This window comes from Kocuria sp. CH-021, from assembly GCF_049716185.1.
Classification (GTDB): domain Bacteria; phylum Actinomycetota; class Actinomycetes; order Actinomycetales; family Micrococcaceae; genus Kocuria; species Kocuria cellulosilytica.
Genome location: NZ_JBNAFK010000004.1, coordinates 212,825 through 229,871 on the forward strand (window position 1 = coordinate 212,825; position 17,047 = coordinate 229,871).

The window sequence follows — 17,047 nt, forward strand, 5'->3', positions numbered from 1 at the left end:
ACCACCACGGCGAGACCGCCCCGGAAGGCATCGCCGCCCCTGAACGGATTCTACGACCGGCTTCGCGGCGTCGGAGGGTGTGCCGAAGCCCGTTGGATGTCCGGTTTCCTCGGTGTCGCGCAGGCGGCCGGCCCGTGTCGGCGCAACCGCCGGACGAGGTAGGCCCCATAGGCCGCGCAGATGCGGAGGACTCCCGCGGAGACCTAGAGCTCCTGGTGCAGGTCCGTGGCGGTGAGGTCGCCGCTGATGTTGATCAGGATGTGGAGCACCACCCCGGGCAGGATGGACCCGGTCAGGGCCACCAGCAGTGCCAGGACGAGACCGATCGCGACGGCGACGACGATCTGAAGCAGCTGCTGCTCCCCGGTGTAGCCGCGGGCCAGGTTCACGATGTGGCCGATGCCGATGCCGATGCCGATGCCGAGGCGGGGCGGTGCTGGCCGGCGCTGATGCTGCCCAGCGCGAGGGCCGCTGCCTCACCCTGCTCCATGGGGCCGGCAATGTTGCCGGGGACGTGTTCTTCGGTGACGACGCCACGCTGTGGGAAGCCTTCCCCAGCGTGGACACGGTGGTCATGACCGTCCTGGCAGCCGTCCTCGTGCTGGTCCTGGGCACCGGGCTGTCCTCCCGGACCTCACCACGCGCAGACCCGCAGGAGGCGAGACTTCCAGGACATGACGGACTCCCGCGGCACGGCGGCGGTAACGGCAGCGGCTGGTGGCGTTGACGCCCGGGGCGGGTCGTTCCACCAGGGCATGCGGGACGGGTTCCACCGCAACGGCCGTCACGACGGGAGGAGTTCACCGTGGACGTGGGACGCAACCGGGTGCGCAACGCGCCCGCAGTCGCCCGGATGGCCGGGCATCTGCTGAGCGGTCCCCTGCTGCGCTCCCACCGCCGCACCTGGGGCGCCACCCCGGAGGAGGCGGCAACGGCCTGGCCCGGGGACGAGCTGCTCCCCGACCCGTCGTGGACGGTCACCTCCGCCGTGACGGTCCAGGTCCCACCCGAGGACGCTCGGCCGTGGCCGGCCCAGCCCGGACAGGGCCGCGGGGGCCACCCACCGCACGAGCGAGAGGACCACCATGACCGGGAGGACGACGGGCCGGCAGGGCCGGCGCTGGAGCGAACTCAGCTCCGGCCGGCGGACCGCGGTGCCGGCCCTGGCATCGATCCAGGTGTCCCTGGCCGTCACGGCCCGAACGGCTTTGTCCTTCCGCCCCGCCGGTGCTCACCGTGCAGCCTTCGGGCGCCCGTCGGTGTCCGTGCCGCGCGGGTGGCCGAGCCGTCCGCGGGTGGCGGCCAGCAGCAGCGCCGCACCGAGTGCGTAGAGGCTCAGGATGGTGAGGTCGGCCGTGGGGGAGTCCGCGGTGAGCAGCAACGTGTCCTGGGCGGCGGTGAAGCCGCCGTGCAGCAGAATGCACAGCAGCACGCTGCCGGTGCGGTTGTAGAGCCAGGTGTAGAAGAACGCCAGCACCAGGGGCACGACGAATCCGGCCGGCCCGTACAGCGGCACGTGCCAGATGCCCCACGCCAGCCCCAGCAGCAGCGTGGCCACCGCGGGCCGGTGCCGGTCCTGCAGCAGCGGCAGGGCGTAGCCACGCCAGCCCGGTTCCTCCATGCCGCCGAACAGCACCGCCGTGATGGCCAGTGACGCCGCGTATCCGGGCAACCGGCCGGGAAGCGCGGCCCAGTCGACCTCTGCGCCGCTCACGGAGAGCACGATGTCGACACCCAGCTGCACGCACATCGGCAGCAGCAGGGCATAAGCGTAGAACTGCCACGGCACTCGCCAGCCCAGGATGCTCCGGCCCCAGTCCCGCAGCGATCGGCCGGTGAGCCGCAGCATCACCGCAGCCGCGGCGGGCGGGCCGAACCCGCCGACCACCACCAGCACGAACGCCCCCGCCCCACCGATCAGCGACGCCAACCCCCATGACGACCACGAGAACGCGTAGGCCAGCAGCAGGTACCCGACGACCGGATGGGCGCCCGCCCAGCCCTGCGGCCCGGACGCAGCGGACCTGCCGGACCCGTGCGGTGGCCCCGCGCCCTCCGAAGCACGTGTCATGGTCCACCTCCGCAGCAGACGCGGCCGGTGCCGGCCCCCGGACGCCGGACCGGCCGGTGTGGGACGCCAGCATAGTGCCCCCGCCGTGGACGGCACGGTCCGTGACGCGACGGCCGTCCGCACGCCAATCCTGGTGATCGTCGCGTCTCCCACGGGTGGCAGCGACAGCAGCGGACGTCGCGCGGAGAGAAGCGGAGAGAAGTCGTGCGGCGATGTCGATGCCGGCCGGCAGCCCGCGCCAGGACAGCGGAGCTCGGACTGTGGCCCGCAGACTTCGATCCCGTGCCCTCCGGTCTCGCGAGCTGGGGATTCCGACGCCCGCTGCGTGGAGCACCATCGGCGGCGATCACTCGTGCGACATCCACGCTTTCAGGACACCGAAGCGCGAGCGCCGCGGCGGACGGCCTCGAACGCCACCGCCGAGATCGCGTTGGGAACCCAGTAGGGCCAGGGCAGAGCCGGCACGAGGCCCAGCACCCAAGCCTGTGCCCAGCGCAGGGCCCCGGAGATCCGGCGCAGACGCAGCAGCTGATAGCCCACAACGGCCTCGAACACGACGGTGGCGGTGACGACGACCGGGGCAACCGGTTCCATCGCGCCCAGCACCGACCGATAGGGCGGCAACCAGGCACTGTCGTGGAACCAGCTCATCAACCGGTGGGAGCGGCGCACGGTGTACACCGCGTTCAGCGCCGCGGAGCCGGCGAAATAGATCCCCACCGCCCGGGTGGCCAGGGCCCACCCTCCGCCGGTGTCCCGGCCCCGGTCGGAGCGCCGGCGTGCGGCACCAGCGCGGCGGTCTCGGTCTGCCCCAACGCCCATGACAGTGTCCTCCTGTTCGCCCCCTGCCTGGTCATCGACGGACGCCTGCGGAGGTCTCCCACATCGGGCGTCGCAGTCGACGCCCGGTGAGACGCATTCCACCACGGGCCTCGAACGTGCACCACCGCAGCCGTCACTGTGACGAGGAGGGCATCCTCGGCCCTCCAACACCTCGGTGGGGAGCACTGCCGGCCGTTCTTCACCGTTGACGAGAGACCCGAACCCGGGTCATCGTCAGGTGCGTTCCTCCACCGGTCCACGTCCCACCAACCCACGCACAGAGACCGTGCTGTCCTTCCGCGGGATGTGCCTGTACCGACGGCCCCGGATCATGCCGTATCCGGGGCGGGGGCGAGGAGTACCAGGGTGCCCACGACGTCCCCGCTCTCCAGCATCGTGTGCGCCCGGGCCGCCTCGGGCAGCGGGAGGCGGTCGGCGATCACCGGGCGGATGCGCCCGGCCTCGAGCAGCTCGTAGAGGGTGGCCCAGGCCGCCGGCGGCGGGCGGCGGTCCAGCCGCCACGACGTCGTGCCGTACAGACGGATCCTCCTGCCGCCCGGGAGCAGGCGGCGCCCGGCCGCCCGGCCGATCAGGAGCAGCGTTGCGGCGGGGCCACCGGGGTTGGCGCAGGTGACGAGCACGCCCCCCTGTCTACGCGCCGACGCACAGCACGAGTCGCGTGCACCCGGGGGCAGTCCCGGTCGACGGGTCCGACGCGGTCGGTGCTGGGGCAGGAGAACACCGGACTGCTCCGCACGGGGTAGGGAGCGATGCCTGACCCGACCCCGACGGGCAGGCCGGGACACCCCGACCGGGCCCGCCCCGGGGGCGCCGAGGCGCACCACGAGCCCTCGCCGCCGCAGAGAGCGCGGCCACCGGAATCCCATGGTGCGCTCGCCGGCCAGGCAGGACCAGCTCAGGCGGGCCGGTGGGAGCGCCGCTCGTGCACCCCGCGGGCAACGGCCAGCAGCTCCCGGGCCGAAGCCTCCCACGAGTAGGCCCGCGCCCGGTCGAGCCCGGCGAGGACCAGCGTGCGGGCGCGAACCGGGTCCTCGAGCGCGCGCACGGCGGCGGCGAACCCGGCGTCGTCGTCGGGCGCGGCGTAGGCGGCGGCGTCCCCGGCGACCTCCCGGAAGATCGGCAGGTCGCTGCACACCACGGGGGTGCCCGCCGCGAGCGCCTCCACGAGCGGCAGCCCGTAGCCCTCGGCCCGCGAGGCGTGCACCAGGGCGGCGGCCTCGGCGAGCAGGGCCGCGTACTCGTCCTCGTCCACGCCGTCGTGGAAGACGACCCGCGCTCCCTCGGGGACCAGGGCCTCCAGCTGGGCCCGGCGGGCGGGGGAGATCCGCGAGAGCAGGTGCAGCTCGTGCTCCGGAAGCCGTCCGGCCGCCCGCAGCAGCGTCTCCACGTTCTTGTAGGGCAGGAAGGAGCCCATGTACAGCAGCTTCCGCCCGCGCCGGGGCAGCCGCTCGAGGGCGGTCCCGGCGGCGAGCACGGCGCCGGGCTGGGGGGCGTTGGGCACCACGTGCACGGGCCGGCGGGTGAGCCGGTGGGCGGCGATGAGCTCGCGGGTGGTGTGCGAGACGGTCACCACGGCGTCGGCGCGGTCCAGCAGGACCCGCTGGGGCCACCAGGCCCGGTGGTAGAGCCGCCAGGCCGCGCGCACGGCGGCGGGCAGGTCCGCGGGCGGCTGGGGGTGGTCGTAGTAGATGAGGTCGTGCACGGTGAGGACCAGCCCGTGCCGGCGGCCCGCGGAGCCCATGGTCTGCATGGGGGAGAACACGACGTCGGGCGCGTACCGGTTGAGCACCAGCGCCGTGGCGGCCTCGGCGGCCGAGACCGGGGAGGGACCGGTGACGTGCGGGAGGTCCGGCAGCATGGCGAGCTGGCGGGGGTCGCTGACGAGCAGCGCCACCTCCAGACCGGGGGTCCCGGCGGCGAGTCCGGCCACGGCCTCGGCCAGGCTCGCCCCGTAGCGGCTGATCCCGTCGTGGCGCTCGAGCCGGGTGTAGCGGGCGTCCAGGAGCAGCCTCACCGGCGACGTCCTCCCTGCTGTCCTCGGCGTCCGCGGGGTGCGCGGCGCACGATGCGCTGCAGCCCGGTGAACGGGGCGGTGTCCGGGGCCTCGGCGGGCGGTGCCTGCGCGTGCAGCGCGGGCGGTTCGCCCTCCGGCGCGGGGACCGGGTCCGGGGCGGGGGCGGAGAGGAAGTCGTGGACCAGTTCGGCGGTGCGCCCGGGGGCCTCGTAGTGGATGAGGTGGCCCACGCCCTCGAGGACCTCGAGGCGGTGCCGGGGGATCCAGGACGCCATCGTCCGCTGCGCCGCGACCGAGCCCAGCTCGTCCTGCGCGCCCACGACGAGCAGGGTCGGCATGGACAGCTGCATCGCGACCTCCGCGACCGTGTGCGAGACCGAGGCCTCGTAGGCCTCCAGCAGCACGTCCCGGTCCGCGAAGGCCGAGAAGTACGCCCGGTGCTGATGGCGCACGTAGCTCCGCACCCGGGGGTCCCGCGACGTGGTCATGACCCCGCTCATCGCGTCCGTCACGAGCCAGCTGGAGAGCAGCCGGTGGCCCAGCCGCCGGGGCAGCGCCCGGCCCAGCCGGTAGTACGCCGCCGTCAGCCGGCTCAGCAGCGCCGGTCCGCCCTCGAGGGCGGGCTCGCAGATCGGGTTGACGAGCACCAGCCGCTCGACCATCGCCGGGTGGGCGGCGGCGAAGTGCGCGGCGACCACGGAGCCGAAGGAGTGGCCCAGGACGGCGACGCCGTGCCGGGCGCCGTCGTGCACCGCGCCGTCGGTGAGGGTCTCGACGAAGCCGCGCAGGAACTGCGCGTACCCGGCGATGTCGTGGGGGCGGTCGGGGAAGGGCTCGGAGCGGCCGAAGCCGGGCAGGTCGGGGACGACGACGTGGTAGCGCCCGCGCAGCCGGTCCGCGATCAGCTGCAGGCCGTGGTGGTCGCCGCGGAACCCGTGGACCAGCACGATCAGCGGCTTCGGGTCCGGGTCCACGTCGTAGAACCAGTAGCGCACTTTGTGCCCGTCCAGGACCATGCTGCGCCGCTCGGCCGAGGGGTTGCGCACCGCGCTGCCGGGGACCTCCGCGTGCGGGTCGTTGCCGGTGCGCCCGCCGCCGTCCGGGGCGCCGTGCCGTGCGCCGGCCGCTGCCGTCATGGTTCCTCCCTGCGGGTCCGCCGGACGCCCGGTGCGTCCCGGCCCGCTGTCGATGCTAGCGGCTGCGGGCGGGGGCGCCGGGCGGCCCTGGGCTAGGATGGGACGGATTCCACCACCGTCGGCGCACCGCCGGGCATCCGTGATGCCCGGGTGACGCCCACGCGACCGCGCGCCGCCCGCTCCGAGGCCGGCGGCGGTCCACCACCGCGAAGGCGAGGACCGTGACCGAACAGCAGCACACGACCGAGAGCACCGGGTACGACTTCCGCGCCATCGAGGCGACGTGGCCGTCGTTCTGGGCGGAGCAGCAGGTGTACGCGCCCGTCGACGACGGCTCGCGGGAGCGCCGCTACGTCCTCGACATGTTCCCGTACCCCTCGGGCGACCTGCACATGGGGCACGCGGAGGCGTTCGCGATGGGCGACGTGGTGGCCCGGTACTGGCGCCAGCGCGGCTACGACGTGCTGCACCCGATCGGCTGGGACTCCTTCGGGCTGCCCGCGGAGAACGCCGCGATCAAGCGCGACGCGCACCCGGCGGAGTGGACCTACGCCAACATCGAGACCCAGAAGGCCTCCTTCCAGCGCTACGCGATCAGCGCCGACTGGTCCCGGGAGATCCACACCTCCGATCCCGAGTACTACCGGTGGACCCAGTGGCTGTTCCTGCAGTTCCACGCCAAGGGACTCGCGTACCGGAAGAACTCGCCGGTCAACTGGTGCCCCAAGGACCAGACGGTGCTCGCCAACGAGCAGGTCGTCAACGGGGCGTGCGAGCGCTGCCACACCCCGGTGACCAAGAAGGCCCTGAACCAGTGGTACTTCAAGATCACCGACTACGCCGACCGGCTGCTCGAGGACATGGCCGCGCTCGAGGGGCACTGGCCCGAGCGGGTGCTGGCCATGCAGCGCAACTGGATCGGTCGCTCCGAGGGCGCCCACGTGCGCTTCGCCGTCGAGGGCGCCGGCGAGAACGGGACGGACCGCGAGGTGACCGTGTTCACGACCCGCCCTGACACCCTCTACGGCGCCACGTTCTTCGTGGTCGCCGCGGACGCGGAGCTGGCCGGGGAGATCGTCGCCCCCGAGCACGCCGCCGAGCTGGCCGCCTACCGCGAGCAGGTCAAGGCCCTGTCCGACATCGAGCGCCAGGCCACCGACCGGCAGAAGACCGGGGTGTTCCTGGGCCGCCACGCGGTCAACCCGCTCAACGGCGAGAAGCTGCCCGTGTGGGCCGCGGACTACGTGCTGGCCGACTACGGCACCGGCGCGATCATGGCCGTGCCCGCCCACGACCAGCGCGACCTCGACTTCGCCCGCACCTTCGGCCTGCCCGTGCGCGCGGTGCTGGACACGGGGGAGGAGGACCCCGCCGAGACCGGGATCGCCACCACGGGCGAGGGCACCCTGATCAACTCGGGCGAGCTGTCCGGGCTGGAGAAGACCGAGGCCGTCGAGCGCGCCATCGGCCTGGTCGAGGCCGCCGGGACGGGCAACCGTCAGGTCAACTTCCGGCTGCGCGACTGGCTGCTGTCCCGCCAGCGCTTCTGGGGGGCGCCCATCCCCATCGTGCACTGCGGGGCCTGCGGCGAGGTGCCGGTGCCCGAGGACCAGCTGCCCGTGCGGCTGCCCGACGACCTGCGCGGAGAGCAGCTCGCGCCCAAGGGCCGGTCCCCGCTCGCGGCCGCCGAGTCCTGGGTGCACGCCGAGTGCCCCTCCTGCGGCGGTCCCGCCCTGCGGGACACCGACACCATGGACACCTTCGTGGACTCCTCCTGGTACTACCTGCGCTTCGCCTCCCCGAACGACGAAAACGCCGCGTTCGACCTCGAGGAGGCCCGCAAGTGGCTGCCCGTGGACCAGTACGTGGGCGGTGTGGAGCACGCGATCCTGCACCTGCTCTACTCCCGGTTCTTCACCAAGGTGCTCTTCGACCTGGGGCTGGTGGACTTCACCGAGCCGTTCAAGGCGCTGCTGAACCAGGGCCAGGTGCTCAACGGGGGCCGGGCGATGTCCAAGTCCCTGGGCAACGGCGTGGACCTGGGCGAGCAGCTCGACCGCTTCGGCGTCGACGCCGTGCGCCTGACCATGGTCTTCGCCTCCCCGCCCGAGGACGACGTGGACTGGGCCGACGTCTCCCCGCAGGGCGCGCAGAAGTTCCTGGCCCGGGCCTGGCGGCTGGCCCAGGACGTGGCCTCCGCCCCGGGGACCGACCCGGCGGCCGGGGACCCCTCCGTGCGGCGGGCGACCCACCGGGCCGTCGACGACGCCGCCCAGCTGCTCGACGCCTCGAAGTTCAACGTGGTGATCGCCAAGACCATGGAGCTGGTCAACGTGATGCGCAAGGCCATCGACTCCGGCTGCGGGCCCGCGGACCCGGCCGTGCGCGAGGCCACGGAGGCCGTCGCGGTCCTGCTGTCGCTGGTCGCCCCGTACACGGCCGAGGACATGTGGCACGCGCTGGGCCACGAGGGCTCCGTCGTCGTCGCCGGCTGGCCCGAGGTCGACCCGGAGCTGCTGGTGGACGACACCGTCACCGCCGTGGTGCAGATCAAGGGCAAGGTCCGGGACCGGCTCGAGGTGCCCGCCGACATCGGTGAGGACGCCCTGCGCGAGCTGGCCCTGGGCTCGGAGACGATCCGCCGCCAGCTGGGCGACGCCGAGATCCGCAAGGTCATCGTCCGCGCGCCCAAGCTCGTCAACATCGTGGCCTGAGCCGGGGGCCCCGGCCGGGGAGCACGACGACGCCCCGTCCGGCACCAGTGTCGCGGTGCGGGCCCTGACTCTCCGGACCGGCTCCTGAGGGCCCGGACCGGCTCCTGAGGGCCCGGACCGGCTCCTGAGGGCCCGCCCCGGTGCCCGGAGCGGTTCCTGGGTCCCGGGGCCGGTGTTCCGGCTCCACAGGCGCCCTCCGGGCCCGTGCGCGTCCCCAGCCGGGCCCCGGGCGGGCCCCCGGTGGGCCCGGCCGGGATGAGCTGGGGACATGACCGGTACCGCGCCGAGCGCCCGACGGCGGGCGACCTCCGTCCCGCCTGTGACCTCCGTCCCGCCTGTGACCTCCGTCCCGCCCACGGCCTCGACCCTGCCTGCGTCCGGGACCCTGCCCGGCACTGTGCCCGGGGCCCCGCCCGTGCCCGATGCCCCCTCGGCGCCCGCCCCGTCGGCCGTCGACCGTGCGGCCCCCGGGAACCCGCCGCCGGGGGAGCGGCTGGCGGCGCTCCTGGCCGATGCCGGCTCCCGCCCCGCCGCCCAGGACCCGGACGCGGGTCCGCCGCCGAGGCCGGTTCCCGGCCACCGCCGGAAGGTCGCGGCCAGGACCCGGGTCCCCGGCACACTGCTGCTGCTCGCCCTGGCCGCGCTCGCCTGGCTCTCCTGGACCGTCCTGGGGCCCGGGCAGGACACGGGCGAGGTCCCGGAGACCGCCGGCCGTCCCGTTCTCGCCGAGGCCGAGCTGGACGGCGCTGCGGAGCCCGCCGGCGAGCAGGGAGCCGGGCAGGAGCCGGGACAGGGTCACGCTGCCGGTGCGGACCCCGGCGGCGGGGCCGGAGCGGGGACCGGGCCCGGGGCGGACCCGGCCGGACCGCCCACCGCGCCGACGTCCTCGGCAGGTGCGATGCTGGTCGTCCACGTGACCGGGGAGGTGGCCCGCCCCGGCGTCGTGTCCGTCGCGGCCGGGGCGCGGGTCGTCGACGCGGTCGAGGCCGCCGGAGGCCTCACGGACGCCGCGGTGACGGACACCGTGAACCTGGCCGCCCCCGTCACGGACGGTCAGCAGGTGCTCGTCCCGGACCGCGACACCGCTCCCGCCCCGGGCACCGAGGGCCCGGCCCCGGTCCCCGCGAACCCCGCAGCGCCGCCCGGGCCCGCGGGGGCGGGCGTCCCGGACCCGTCCGGGACGCTGGACCTCAACACGGCGACCGCCGCGGAGCTGGAGTCCCTGCCGCGGGTCGGCCCGGTGCTGGCCGCCAGGATCGTGGAGTTCCGCCAGCAGCACGGCGGTTTCGCCGCCGTCGCCGACCTCGACGCCGTGCCGGGAATCGGCCCCACCCTGATGGAGGCCCTCGGCCCGCTGGTGACCGTGTGAAGCACCCCGCCGCCTGGTGGGCCCGGGCCCTGGAGCACCAGGAGCACCGCGACGCCCGTGCCCCGGGACGCACCTGGGACCTGCGGCTCGTCCCCGCCGCCCTCGGTGCCTGGCTCACGGGACTGCTCGCCGTCCACCTGCCCCCGGAACGTGCCGCGGCCGGCGGGGCGCTGTACCTGACGGCGCTGGTGCTCGGACCCGTCCTGGTCCGCGCCGCGGCACTCCTCCTCCGGCGCGAGCACGCCCCGCCCGGGCGGCCCGCCGCCGGGGTGTGGCGGGCCGTGCCGTGGTCGGCCGCGGCCCTGAGCGCCCTCGCCGCCACGGCCGTGCTCCTGAGCAGCGCAGCCGCCGGCCACGACACCTCCTCCGGCCCGCTCGGGGAAGCGCTCGCCGGGGGCGGGACGCTGGCCGTCACCGCCGAGGTGACCGGACCGCCCCGGCGGTGGGCCGCTCCCGCCGCCGGGGCCGCCCACGGGGACGAGGACCGGACCGGCGTGGTCCTCGAGCTGCGCCTGGAGCACGTCGTCCACGGGGGCCGCGGCGGGCCCGTGGACGTCACGGCCACCGTCTTCGCGGACGGACCCGCGTGGGCCGCCCTGGCCCCGGGCCGGCGGATCACCGCGGTGCTCACCGCCGGCCCGCCGTCCTCCGGCCCTCCGGTGCTGCGCGCCGCCGCGCCGCCCGCCGACCTCCCGGAGGCCCGGCCCGGCCCGCGGGAGCAGGTCCGGGAGCGCTTCGTGCTCGCCACCGCCGGCCTCGGCCCCGACGCCGCGGGACTGCTCCCCGGGATGACCTTCGGCGAGCGCTCCGGGATCGGCCCGGAGCTCGAGCAGGCCATGGGGGACACCGGGCTCACCCACCTGACGGCCGTCTCCGGCGCCAACTGCGCCCTCGTCACGGCACTGGCCGGGCACGCCGCCCTGTCCCTCGGCGCCGGACGGCGCACCTGCCTGGCGGCCGGGCTCGGCGCCCTGGCGGCGTTCGTGCTCCTCGTCGGCCCCGATCCGTCCGTGCTGCGCGCCGCCGTGATGGGCGGGCTCGCCGCGCTCAGTCTCCTCACGGGGCGCACGGCCGTGTCCCTGGCCACGCTCTCGGGTGCCGTGATCGCCCTCGTCGTCGTCCGGCCCGCGCTCGCCGCCGAGTACGGCTTCGTCCTGTCCGTGCTGGCGACCGCGGGCATCGTGGTCAGTGGACGCCCCCTGACCCGGTGGCTGGGCACCCGCGTCCCGGACGTGCTCGCCGTGGCGGTCGCGATCCCGGCGGCCGCCCAGCTGTGGTGCGCGCCGGTGCTGGTGCTCCTGCAGCCCGCCGTGCCCGTGTACTCCCTGCCGGCCAACGTGCTCGCCGCCCCGCTGGTGCCGGTGGTGACCGTGTGCGGGCTCGCCGGCCTGCTCCTGCTGAACCTGCCCGACCCTGCGGGAGCCGCGGCGGCCGTGCTGCCCCTGGGGGTGGGCGCGGCCGGGGTGCGCCTGCTCGCCGGGACCGCCCGGGCGCTCGCGGGTGCCCCCGGGGCGCTGGCCCCCTGGCCCGCAGGCCTGCCCGGTGTGCTCCTGATGGTCCTGGCGAGCTCCGCGGCACTGATCGCCGTGCACGCCCTCGACGTGCGCCGCCGACGTCCCGCACCGTCCGCCGGGACCCTGCGCACGGACCTCGCCCCGGCCCCGGTCCCGGAGGAGCGGTGGCGGGCGCAGGCCCGCCGGCGGCGCACGGCGGCCGCCGCGGCCGTGCTGCTCCTCGTCGTGCTGCTCGCCGTCCGCGCCGCCGTGGACGCCCGGCGTCCGCCGCCGGCGTGGGAGGCCGTGCTGTGCGACGTGGGCCAGGGCGATGCCGTGCTCCTGCGCACCGGGCCGGGCCGGGCCGTCCTTGTGGACACCGGGCCCGACCCCCGGGCCCTCGCACGGTGCCTGCGCCGCAGCGGGGTCGAGCACCTGGACCTCGTGGTGCTCAGCCACGCCCACGCCGACCACACCGGTGGCCTGCCCGCCCTCGTGCGGCACGGACGGGTCGGCGAGGTCTGGTACGCCACGGCGGCCGCCGCGCCGCCGGAGGAGCTGACCCGGACCCTGCCCGGCACCTCCGCCCACCGCCCGCACGCGGGGGAGACCCGCACGCTCGGCGGGCTGCGCCTGACCGTCCTCGCCCCCGGGCCCACCGCGCCGGGGCGCTGGAGCGAGCCGTCGTCCTCCGACGAGAACAACGCCTCCCTCGTGCTGCGCGCCGAGCTCACCGGCGAGGACGGCAGGACCACCTCGTGGCTGCTCGCCGGGGACCTCGAGGAGGAGGGCGCCCGGGCCCTCCTGCGCACCGCCGGCCCCCTGGTCGACGTCGACGTCCTCAAGGTCTCCCACCACGGCGCCCGCAACGGCGGCACCGCGATCATCGACGCCGCCGACCCCCGGCTGGCCGTCGTCTCCGTCGGCCGCGGCAACGACTACGGCCACCCCCACCCCCGGATCCTCGACCACCTCCGGAGCCGCGGCGTCCCGCTCGTGCGCACCGACGAGCACGGCGGTGTGGCGCTCGTGCACCAGGAGCAGCGGCTGCTCGCCGTGCCCCTGCGATGACGGTGCCCGCCGGGCGGCCCCCGCGGGGGGGGGCGGGGGCGCCCCGCGGGGGGGGGCCCCGCCGCGGCCCCCCCCCCCCGGGCCCCCCGCGGCCCCCCCCCCCGCCCCCGGGGCCCGCCGGGGGCGCGCCCCCCCCCGCCCGCGGCGCCCCCCCCCCCCCCCCCCCCCCCCGCCGGGCGGGCCCCGGGCCCCCCCCGGGGGCCCCGGGGCCCCGCCCTGTCCGCGGCCGTGCTGCTGCTGGCGGCCGCGGCCGCGGCCTCCCTGTTCTGGGGGGCCCGCTCGGTGGACCCGGCCACGGTGCTCGCCGTGCTCACCGGGCTGCCCGCGGCCCTGCTCGAGGGCGGCTGGTCCCAGGTCTCCGCCGGGCTGGGCATCGACGCCGCCGTGGTGCAGAGCCGGATCCCCCGCACCCTGACGGCCGTGCTGGCGGGAGCGGCCCTGGCCGTGGCCGGCGCCGGGATGCAGGGGGTCAGCCGCAATCCGCTGGGCGACCCCGGCCTGCTCGGACTGACCGCCGGCGCGGCGTGCGCGGTGGTCCTCGGGATCGGCTGGCTCGGCCCGGTGGCCACCTGGCAGCTCACCGCGCTGGCCCTCGCAGGCTCGGCCGTGGCCGCGGTGCTCGTCTTCGGCTCGTCCCGGCTCGGCGGCGGCGCCCCGACCCCGGCGGGCCTGGTCCTGTCCGGGGCGGCCGTCAACGCCGGCTTCACCGCCCTGACCACCTCCGTGGTCCTCGTGCTGCCCGCGGTGCTGGACCGCTTCCGGTTCTGGAGCATCGGCTCGGTCGCCCGCGCCGAGACCACCGACCTCGCCGCCGTGGCGCCCCTCGTCCTGCTCGGCGTGCTCCTCGTGCTCGGCGGCTCCTCGGGGCTCAACGCCATGGCCCTGGGCGACGAGCTCGCGCACGGGCTGGGCGTGGACCTGGGCCTGCAGCGCGTGCTCGTCTTCGTGGGCGTGGTGCTGCTGTCCGGCTCGGCCACGGCCCTCGCCGGCCCCATCGCCTTCGTGGGGCTGCTCGTGCCCCACGCCGTGCGCCGTCTCCTCGGCGGCGACTACCGCTGGATCGTCCTGTTCAGCGCGGTGCTCGGCCCCGTGCTGCTCCTGCTCGCCGACGTCCTGGGCCGGGTGCTGACCCCGCCCCAGGAGATCCACGTGGGCGTGACCACGGTGGTGCTCGGCGTGCCGGTGCTGCTGGCGCTGCTGCGCCGGGGACGGAGCGTGACCCTGTGACCGGCACCGTGCTCTCCCCCGCGCCCGCCGCCCCCGAGCCGGCCGGGGCCGAGGAGCTCGTCCGGGCGGTGCGCCGCGACCGGTCCCGCCGCACCCGCCGGGCGGTCGCCCTGCTGGCCCTGGCGCTGCTCGCGGCCCTGGCCGTGCGCGTGCTGCTCGGGCGCTACACCGTGACGGTCCCCGACTTCCTCGCGATCCTCGCCGGGGAGCAGATCCCCGGGGCGAGCTTCATCGTGCTCCAGGAGAAGCTGCCGCGCGCCGTGCTGGGGGCGCTCGCCGGGACCGCGCTCGGCTGCTCCGGCGCCCTGTTCCGCCGGGTGCTGCGCAATCCCCTGGCCAGCCCGGACATCCTGGGCATCACCTACGGCGCCGCGGCGGGGGCCGTGGCCGGCACCGCGGTCTGGGGCCTGCGCGGCACGGCCGTGTCCTGGACCGCCCTGGCCGGGGCCGTGCTCGCCGCGGCCCTCATCGCCACCGCCTCGGTGCGCCTGCGCACGGGCGGGATCGTGGGCGAGCGCTTCCTGCTCGCCGGCATCGGCGTGGCCGCGCTCGCCCAGGCCCTCACCGCGGCGCTGCTGGTGCAGCTGTCCCTGAACTCCGCCCAGGACGCCGCCCTGTGGACCGCGGGCTCGCTCAACGCCGCCACGTGGGAGAGGATCGCCGTCCTCGCGGCGTGCCTGGCGCCGGCCGTTCCCGCGGCCGTGGCCGTGCACCGCGCCCTCGAGCCGGCCGAGCTGGGCCCGGAGCTCGCGGCCGGTCTCGGGGCGCGCCCGGCGCGCAGCCGGGCCCTCGCCCTGGGCCTGGGCGTGCTGCTGGCCGCCGTGGCCACCGCGGCGACCGGTCCGCTCGCCTTCGTGGCGCTGATGTCCCCCCCGGTGGCGACCGCCCTGACCCGGGGCCGGACCTCGATCGTGGCGTGCGCCCTCGTGGGCGCCGTGGTCGTGGTGGTCGCCGATTCCGTGGGCGCCGACCTGCTGGCGCAGGTGCAGCTGCCGGCCGGCGTGGTCACCGGCGCCGTGGGCGCCCCCGTGATGCTGTGGCTGCTCGTGCGGCAGCGGAGAGGAGCCCTGGCATGAGTCCTGAGCTGCGCCCCGGCCTGCGTCCCGTGGCGGACCCCGCGGCCGGCGTCCCCGCCTTCCGGATCCGCGGGCTGTCCCTGGGCTACGGCGACCGCGCCGTGGTGCGGGAGGTGGACCTCGACATCCCGCACGGGGACACCACCGTGCTCATCGGCGCCAACGGGTGCGGCAAGACCACGCTGCTCAAGGGCCTGTCCCGGCAGCTGCGCCCGCTCGCCGGCACCCTCGAGGCCGACGGCCGCGACGTCCGCGAGTGGCACGCCCGCCGGTACGCCCGCTCGGTCAGCCTCCTCCCGCAGTCCCCGGTGGTCCCCGAGGGCCTGACCGTGGCGGAGCTCGTGGAGCGCGGCCGGCACCCGCACCGCCGGTGGTGGGGCGCCCCCTCCCCCGACGACGACGCGGCGGTGGCCCGCGCGCTGGAGCTCACCGAGCTCACGGCCCTGGCGGGGCGGCCCGTGGAGGAGCTCTCCGGCGGGCAGCGCCAGCGGGTCTGGATCGCCCTGACCCTGGCCCAGCGGGCCCGGACGATGCTGCTCGACGAGCCCACCTCCTACCTCGACCTGGCGCACCAGGTGGACCTGCTGGACATGCTCCGGGGGCTCGAGCACCCGGAGGGACCCGGCGCCGGCCGGGCCACCGTCGTGGCCGTGCTGCACGAGCTGAACCTGGCCGCCCGCGTGGCGGACCGGCTCGTGGCGATGGCCGCGGGGCGCATCGTGGCCGTGGGCACGCCCGCCGAGGTGCTCACCCCCGAGCTGCTGGCCGAGGTCTTCGGGCTCCGGGCGGACGTCGCCCGGGACCCCGTGGGCGGACGGCCCGTGGTCCTGCCCCGCGGGCGGGCCCACGAGGGCTCCCACGCCGTCCCGCCCGCCGTCCCCGTGCCCCTGGACCCCGCGCCCCGAGCGGCCGCCGAGATCGGAAGGACCCTGCTGTGACCGCCATCCCCGCCCCCGAGGCCGCCGCCCACGAGGCCCCCGTGCTGTGCGTCGAGGCCGTCGTGACGTCCGTGACCCAGCTGTGCCCGTCCTTCCGCCGGATCGCCCTGGCGGGCCCGGAGCTCGCCGGCCTGTCCCCGGCCCTCATCGGGGCCGGGGACGCGACCCGGTGCCGGGACGCCTACATCAAGCTGCTCGTCCCGCCTCCGGGCCGCGAGCCCCAGCGGGCGGACCTGTCCCTGGGCCTGCGCGAGGGCTGGTTCGCCCGGCCCGCCGAGGAGCGCGGCTGGATGCGCACCTACACCGTGCGCGGCGTCCGGCGCACCACGTTCTGCGGGATGGTGGTCCCCGAGCTCGTGATCGACGTCGTGGTGCACGGCGGGCATGCCCAGGACGGCCCCGGCAGCCGGTGGGCGGCCGCGGTGTCCCCCGGCGAGCGCGTGTACCTGCTCGGGCCCGGTCCCCGGGAGCGGCCCTGGGCGGCGTGGGACCACGGTGGCGCCCACCGCGTGCTCGCCGTCGGGGACGAGACCGCGGCCCCGGCCCTGATGTCCGTGGCGGAGGAGTTCACGGACGCCCACGCCGGGTCCCCCGCGGGCGGGACCCGGCCCCGCCTCGACGTGGTGCTCGAGGTCCCGCACCCCGAGGACGCCGCCGCCCACCGCCTGCCCGCCGACCTGCCGGACGTGCGGCTGCACGTCCTGCCCCGCGCCGGGGGCGGGGAGCCGGCCGGGCACGGTCACCGGGCCGCGGTGCGCCTGGCTCACCTGCTCGAGCTGCCGGGCCGGGCCGTGGACGACGTCCTGGCGGGCCGCCGCCCGCAGCGCGGCGGCATTCCACCCGTTCCGCCGGCCGGGCGGAACGCCGCCGGCGAGATCGCCGCGAGCATCGCCGAGGACGCCGCCGAGCCCCGGGCGTGGTCGGTGGCCACCTCAGCGCGCGCCGGCGTCCCCTACGTGTTCCTCGCCGGCGAGTCCGGCACCGTCAAGGCGCTGCGCCGGCTGTGCGTCGACGCGGCGGGCATCCCCAAGGACCACGTCTCCTTCATGGGCTACTGGCGGCGGGGCCAGGCGGAGTCCTGAGCACCCGGCACGG

At 76.5% G+C, this 17,047-nt stretch carries 14 protein-coding genes; 8 read left to right on the top strand and 6 right to left on the bottom strand.

The annotated features are described in order from the left end of the window. Positions 1 to 203: 203 nt before the first annotated feature. Positions 204 to 419: a type II CAAX prenyl endopeptidase Rce1 family protein gene (locus ACPYN7_RS04715; RefSeq protein ID WP_424346869.1), complete on the bottom strand. Its 216-nt coding sequence runs from the start codon at positions 417 to 419 to the stop codon at positions 204 to 206. Between the two features lie 14 nt (positions 420 to 433). Here ACPYN7_RS04715 and ACPYN7_RS04720 point away from each other — a divergent pair, with 14 nt between their 5' ends. After that, a complete protein-coding gene (locus tag ACPYN7_RS04720) occupies positions 434 to 727 on the top strand; it encodes a hypothetical protein (RefSeq protein WP_424346837.1) in 294 nt (97 codons plus the stop codon). A gap of 504 nt (positions 728 to 1,231) precedes the next feature. On the opposite strand, the gene ACPYN7_RS04725 is transcribed toward ACPYN7_RS04720, so the two are convergent. The 5 genes from ACPYN7_RS04725 to ACPYN7_RS04745 form a co-directional block, all read right to left on the bottom strand. Continuing rightward, positions 1,232 to 2,071: a CPBP family intramembrane glutamic endopeptidase gene (locus ACPYN7_RS04725; protein ID WP_424346838.1), complete on the bottom strand. Its 840-nt coding sequence runs from the start codon at positions 2,069 to 2,071 to the stop codon at positions 1,232 to 1,234. 369 nt (positions 2,072 to 2,440) lie between these two features. Then, the gene (locus tag ACPYN7_RS04730; RefSeq protein ID WP_058873581.1) at positions 2,441 to 2,893 is read right to left on the bottom strand and encodes a hypothetical protein; all 453 of its coding nucleotides are present in this window, start codon (positions 2,891 to 2,893) and stop codon (positions 2,441 to 2,443) included. Positions 2,894 to 3,222: 329 nt separating this feature from the next. Next, entirely contained in the window at positions 3,223 to 3,534 is a 312-nt protein-coding gene (locus tag ACPYN7_RS04735; protein WP_058873582.1) for a zinc-binding dehydrogenase, read from the bottom strand. A gap of 275 nt (positions 3,535 to 3,809) precedes the next feature. Further along, positions 3,810 to 4,928: a glycosyltransferase gene (locus ACPYN7_RS04740; RefSeq protein WP_424346839.1), complete on the bottom strand. Its 1,119-nt coding sequence runs from the start codon at positions 4,926 to 4,928 to the stop codon at positions 3,810 to 3,812. Next, a complete protein-coding gene (locus ACPYN7_RS04745) occupies positions 4,925 to 6,064 on the bottom strand; it encodes an alpha/beta fold hydrolase (RefSeq protein WP_424346840.1) in 1,140 nt (379 codons plus the stop codon). The genes ACPYN7_RS04740 and ACPYN7_RS04745 overlap by 4 nt, the downstream gene beginning before the upstream one ends. 221 nt (positions 6,065 to 6,285) lie before the next feature. Here ACPYN7_RS04745 and leuS point away from each other — a divergent pair, with 221 nt between their 5' ends. The 7 genes from leuS (at position 6,286) to ACPYN7_RS04780 (ending at position 17,034) form a co-directional block, all read left to right on the top strand. Next, a complete protein-coding gene (leuS, locus tag ACPYN7_RS04750) occupies positions 6,286 to 8,778 on the top strand; it encodes a leucine--tRNA ligase (RefSeq protein ID WP_424346841.1) in 2,493 nt (830 codons plus the stop codon). A 337-nt stretch (positions 8,779 to 9,115) separates the two neighbouring features. Then, positions 9,116 to 10,147, top strand: coding sequence for a helix-hairpin-helix domain-containing protein (locus ACPYN7_RS04755; RefSeq protein WP_424346842.1), 1,032 nt, complete (start codon positions 9,116 to 9,118; stop codon positions 10,145 to 10,147). Continuing rightward, the gene (locus tag ACPYN7_RS04760; protein WP_424346843.1) at positions 10,144 to 12,711 is read left to right on the top strand and encodes a ComEC/Rec2 family competence protein; all 2,568 of its coding nucleotides are present in this window, start codon (positions 10,144 to 10,146) and stop codon (positions 12,709 to 12,711) included. Before ACPYN7_RS04755 ends, ACPYN7_RS04760 begins: the two co-directional genes overlap by 4 nt. Positions 12,712 to 12,939: 228 nt before the next feature. Beyond that, entirely contained in the window at positions 12,940 to 13,938 is a 999-nt protein-coding gene (locus ACPYN7_RS04765) for a FecCD family ABC transporter permease (protein ID WP_424346844.1), read from the top strand. Continuing rightward, positions 13,935 to 15,014, top strand: a complete 1,080-nt coding sequence (locus tag ACPYN7_RS04770) for a FecCD family ABC transporter permease (RefSeq protein WP_424346845.1) — start codon at positions 13,935 to 13,937, stop codon at positions 15,012 to 15,014. Before ACPYN7_RS04765 ends, ACPYN7_RS04770 begins: the two co-directional genes overlap by 4 nt. Next, the gene (locus tag ACPYN7_RS04775; RefSeq protein WP_424346846.1) at positions 15,011 to 15,952 is read left to right on the top strand and encodes an ABC transporter ATP-binding protein; all 942 of its coding nucleotides are present in this window, start codon (positions 15,011 to 15,013) and stop codon (positions 15,950 to 15,952) included. Before ACPYN7_RS04770 ends, ACPYN7_RS04775 begins: the two co-directional genes overlap by 4 nt. Next, entirely contained in the window at positions 15,949 to 17,034 is a 1,086-nt protein-coding gene (locus ACPYN7_RS04780; RefSeq protein ID WP_424346847.1) for a siderophore-interacting protein, read from the top strand. The genes ACPYN7_RS04775 and ACPYN7_RS04780 overlap by 4 nt, the downstream gene beginning before the upstream one ends. Positions 17,035 to 17,047: the final 13 nt, after the last annotated feature.

What these genes read in the sequence shown, in the direction of transcription:
- ACPYN7_RS04745 (WP_424346840.1), bottom strand. Translation starts at nt 6,064, where the DNA reads ATGACGGCAGCGGCCGGCGCACGGCACGGCGCCCCGGACGGCGGCGGG.
- ACPYN7_RS04725 (WP_424346838.1), bottom strand. Translation starts at nt 2,071, where the DNA reads ATGACACGTGCTTCGGAGGGCGCGGGGCCACCGCACGGGTCCGGCAGG.
- ACPYN7_RS04775 (WP_424346846.1), top strand. Translation starts at nt 15,011, where the DNA reads ATGAGTCCTGAGCTGCGCCCCGGCCTGCGTCCCGTGGCGGACCCCGCG.
- ACPYN7_RS04730 (WP_058873581.1), bottom strand. Translation starts at nt 2,893, where the DNA reads ATGGGCGTTGGGGCAGACCGAGACCGCCGCGCTGGTGCCGCACGCCGG.